The organism is Streptomyces sp. NPDC020362, assembly GCF_040642095.1.
Lineage (GTDB): Bacteria > Actinomycetota > Actinomycetes > Streptomycetales > Streptomycetaceae > Streptomyces.
Genome location: NZ_JBFAET010000390.1, coordinates 1 through 3,706 on the forward strand (window position 1 = coordinate 1; position 3,706 = coordinate 3,706).

The following is a 3,706-nucleotide window of genomic DNA, read 5'->3' on the forward strand; positions in this document are numbered from 1 at the left end:
CAACAACCCCCACACCCACAACCTTTTTTTGTCCCTCAAAAACAAAAACACCCCCCGCTGCGGTGTTTTTTTATGGGGGGGGGGGGCGGTATCGCTTTGCCCCCCCCCCCCCACTTCATGCTCCGGTAAGAGGCAGAACCGTCACTGGTCCCTGTACATCTCCGCGACCAGGAAGGCCAGGTCCAGCGACTGGCTGCGGTTCAGCCGGGGGTCGCAGGCCGTCTCGTAGCGCTGGTGCAGGTCGTCGACGAAGATCTCGTCGCCGCCGCCCACGCACTCGGTGACGTCGTCGCCGGTCAGCTCCACATGGATGCCGCCCGGGTGGGTGCCGAGCCCCTTGTGGACCTCGAAGAAGCCCTTGACCTCGTCCAGCACGTCGTCGAACCGGCGGGTCTTGTGCCCGGAGGCCGCCTCGAAGGTGTTGCCGTGCATCGGGTCGGTCACCCAGGCCACCGTCGCGCCGGACGCCGTGACCTTCTCCACCAGCTCGGGGAGCTTGTCGCGGATCTTGTCGGCGCCCATGCGGACGATGAAGGTCAGCCGGCCCGGCTCGCGCTCGGGGTCGAGGCGGTCGATGTACTGCAGCGCCTCCTCGGCCGTGGTCGTCGGGCCGAGCTTGATGCCGATCGGGTTGCGGATCTTGGACGCGAACTCGATGTGCGCCCCGTCCAGCTGCCGGGTGCGCTCACCGATCCACACCATGTGCCCGGAGACGTCGTACAGCTTGCCGGTGCGCGAGTCGACCCGGGTCAGGGCGGACTCGTAGTCGAGCAGCAGTGCCTCGTGCGAGGCGAAGAACTCGACGGTCTTGAACTCCTCCGGGTCGGTGCCGCAGGCCCGCATGAAGTTCAGCGCGTTGTCGATCTCCCGCGCGAGCTGCTCGTAGCGCTGCCCGGACGGGGACGACTTCACGAAGTCCTGGTTCCAGGCGTGCACCTGGCGCAGGTCGGCGTAGCCGCCGGTGGTGAAGGCGCGCACCAGGTTGAGCGTGGAGGCGGAGGCGTTGTACATCCGCTTCAGGCGCTCGGGGTCCGGGACGCGGGCGGCCTCGGTGAAGTCGAAGCCGTTGACGGAGTCGCCACGGTAGGTCGGCAGCGTCACGCCGTCGCGGGTCTCGGTCGGCTTGGAGCGCGGCTTGGAGTACTGCCCCGCGATGCGGCCCACCTTCACCACGGGCACGGAGGCCGCGTAGGTCAGGACGGCACCCATCTGGAGCAGCGTCTTGAGCTTGTTGCGGATGTGGTCGGCGGACACGGCGTCGAAGGCCTCGGCGCAGTCGCCGCCCTGGAGGAGGAACGCCTCTCCCTTGGCGACGGCCGCCATCCGGGCGCGCAGCTGGTCGCACTCGCCCGCGAAGACGAGCGGCGGATACGACTCGAGGTCCGCGATCGCTGCGCGCAGAGCCTCGGCGTCGGGGTACTCGGGCTGCTGCGCCGCGGGCAGGTTTCGCCAGGTGTTGCCAGCGCTCGGGCTGGTCTTAGCGTTCACGGTCACCTCGTAAACATTACGGGGTCGTGTGCCGTGTTCCGCGTCTGGCCCGAAACGTGAGACGAAGTGTTTTCTCCATGGACAGCAAGCCCGTGCGATAGGGTTCGTCGCATGTTCGCGCTTTCGATCCAGAACTGGTGGTGGACCGCTCATCCGGCGGCCCACTGACTGCGCGTACCACTTCGCGAAGGCCGCCCGAGGGGCGGCCTTCGGCGTTTCCGGGGTCGTTCCTCACCGCCGTCGATCACACCGTCGACGGACATCGAGGAAGAGGAACCATGGACCTGGCACAGCTGCTGCACGACCCCCGCCCCTTCGCCCTGCTCCGCCGTCGCGCCCCGGGCTGCGACGAGCACACGGTGGAGCTGCTGATCGGCCCCGTCACCCCTCGTGAGCGCCTCGCCGACCTGCCCGGGGAGGGCCTCGCGCTGGTCCCGTTCCGGCAGATCCGCGAGCGCGGCTTCGACGTCCGCGACGACGGCACCCCGCTGCTGGTGCTGACCCCCGAGGAGTCGTACGAGATCCCGCTCGCCGACGCCCTGCGGTCGCTGCCCGGTCACCGGGTGCGGGTCGAGGGCGGGGGTTTCGACGTCGGCGACGAGGAGTACGGCGAGATCGTCGGGCGGGTGCTGCGCGAGGAGATCGGCCGGGGCGAGGGCGCGAACTTCGTGATCCGGCGGACGTACGAGGGCAGGATCCCGGGCTTCTCCCGAGCCGACGCGCTGGCTCTGTTCCGGCGGCTGCTGGAGGGCGAGCGGGGCGCGTACTGGACGTTCGTGGTGCACACCGGGGACCGGACGCTGGTGGGCGCCAGTCCCGAGGTGCACGTGCGGATGTCCGGCGGCACGGTGGTCATGAACCCGATCAGCGGGACGTACCGCTATCCGGCCGGGGGGCCGACCCCGGAGCACCTGCTGGACTTCCTCGCCGACGGCAAGGAGATCGAGGAGCTGTCCATGGTCGTCGACGAGGAACTGAAGATGATGTGCACCGTCGGCGACATGGGCGGGGTGGTCGTCGGCCCGCGCCTGAAGGAGATGGCGCACCTCGCGCACACCGAGTACGAGCTGCGCGGGAAGTCCTCCCTGGATGTGCGGGAGGTCCTGAGGGAGACCATGTTCGCGGCCACGGTCACCGGGTCGCCCGTGCAGAACGCGTGCCGGGTGATCGAGCGCCATGAAGTCGGCGGGCGCGGCTACTACGCCGGGGCACTGGCCCTGCTCGGCCGGTACGCGGGTGGCGGGCGGGAAGGATCTGCGGGCGCCCAGACCCTCGACTCACCCATCCTGATCCGTACCGCCGAGATCTCGGCCGACGGCCGGCTGCGCGTCCCGGTCGGTGCCACGCTCGTGCGCGGCTCGGACCCGGCGGGCGAGGTGGCGGAGACCCACGCGAAGGCGGCGGGGGTCCTGGCGGCCCTCGGCGTACGGCCCGCCCGGCCCTTCGCGGAGCAGGATCGGCCGCGGCTGGCCGACGACCCCCGGGTCCGGGCCGCGCTGGACGGGCGCCGTGCGTCGCTGGCGCCGTTCTGGCTGCGGATGCAGGAGCGGTCGGCGGCCCTGTCGGGACACGCCCTCGTCGTCGACGGCGAGGACACCTTCACGGCGATGCTGGCGCATGTGCTGCGCTCGGCCGGCCTGGAGGTGACCGTCAGGCGGTACGACGAGCCGGGGCTGCGGGAGACCGTGCTCGCACACGAGGGGCCGGTGGTGCTGGGGCCCGGTCCGGGTGACCCCTCGGATCTCGCCGACCCGAAGATGCGGCTCCTGCGGTCGCTCGCCGCCGAGGTGATCCGGGAGCACCCGTACGGCGTGCTCGGGGTCTGCCTCGGCCACGAGCTGATCGCGGCCGAGCTGGGCCTGGAGATCGTCCGCAAGCAGGTGCCGTACCAGGGGGCACAGACCACGATCGACCTGTTCGGGCGGCCGGAGACGGTCGGCTTCTACAACAGCTTCGTGGCCCGGTGCGACGAGGAGACGGAGCGGGAGCTGGCGGCGCACGGCATCGAGGTGAGCCGGGCGGAGAACGGGGAGGTGCACGCGCTCCGGGGCCCCGGGTTCGGCGGGGTCCAGTTCCACCCGGAGTCGGTGCTGAGCCTGAACGGGGCCGCCGTCGTGCGGGAACTGGTCGGCCGGCTGCCCGGGGGCTGCCGCCCCCAGGCCCCCGCCTCGGCCTGAACGGGCTCGTCCTGCGGCGCCGGACGGGACGGTCGTTGCCG

At 70.9% G+C, this 3,706-nt stretch carries 3 protein-coding genes; 2 read left to right on the forward strand and 1 reads right to left on the reverse strand.

The annotated features are described in order from the left end of the window. Nucleotides 1-141 precede the first annotated feature (141 nt). The gene (locus tag AB0H32_RS47340) at nt 142-1,494 is read right to left on the reverse strand and encodes a class II 3-deoxy-7-phosphoheptulonate synthase (protein ID WP_361135639.1); all 1,353 of its coding nucleotides are present in this window, start codon (nt 1,492-1,494) and stop codon (nt 142-144) included. Nucleotides 1,495-1,599: 105 nt separating this feature from the next. Between AB0H32_RS47340 and AB0H32_RS47345 the strand changes: the two genes are divergently transcribed. Together AB0H32_RS47345 and AB0H32_RS47350 are read left to right on the forward strand one after the other, a co-directional pair. Beyond that, complete coding sequence (locus tag AB0H32_RS47345; RefSeq protein WP_115913573.1) at nt 1,600-1,656, forward strand: trp operon leader peptide; 57 nt, start codon at nt 1,600-1,602, stop codon at nt 1,654-1,656. Nucleotides 1,657-1,766: 110 nt separating this feature from the next. Then, entirely contained in the window at nt 1,767-3,665 is a 1,899-nt protein-coding gene (locus tag AB0H32_RS47350) for an anthranilate synthase family protein (protein WP_361135642.1), read from the forward strand. Nucleotides 3,666-3,706 lie beyond the last annotated feature (41 nt).